The following is a 392-nucleotide window of genomic DNA, read 5'->3' on the forward strand; positions in this document are numbered from 1 at the left end:
TCCGGCATGTTCATCAACAAGACGCTCTTCGAGAAGGCCGGCGTCCCGTTCCCGACCTCGCCCGCGAAGACCTGGACCTGGGACGACTTCATCAAGGCGGCGAACGAGGTCCGGGAGAAGACCAAGGCCAAGTACTCCCTGACGTTCGACCAGTCGCCGTCCCGGCTCCGCGCCATGGTCTACGAGATGGGCGGGCAGTACGTCCACGCGGACGACTCCGGCAAGTTCTCGGTGGACGCGGCGACCAAGAAGGCCGTGAACACCTTCGTCGGATGGAACGACGACAAGACCATGCCGAAGTCGGTGTGGACGAGCGGCGCCGACCCGTCGGCCATGTTCCAGAGCGGTGACGTCGTCGCCTACTGGTCCGGCGTGTGGCAGGTTCCCGCCTT

General features: G+C 65.1%; 1 protein-coding gene. It reads left to right on the forward strand.

Annotation, left to right across the window (positions count from 1 at the left end; genetic code table 11):
* Nucleotides 1–392: extracellular solute-binding protein (locus G3I60_RS44250; protein WP_164608605.1), on the forward strand; the 392-nt coding region annotated here is incomplete at both ends.

The organism is Streptomyces sp. SID13666, assembly GCF_010548325.1.
Classification (GTDB): Bacteria; Actinomycetota; Actinomycetes; order Streptomycetales; family Streptomycetaceae; genus Actinacidiphila; species Actinacidiphila fildesensis.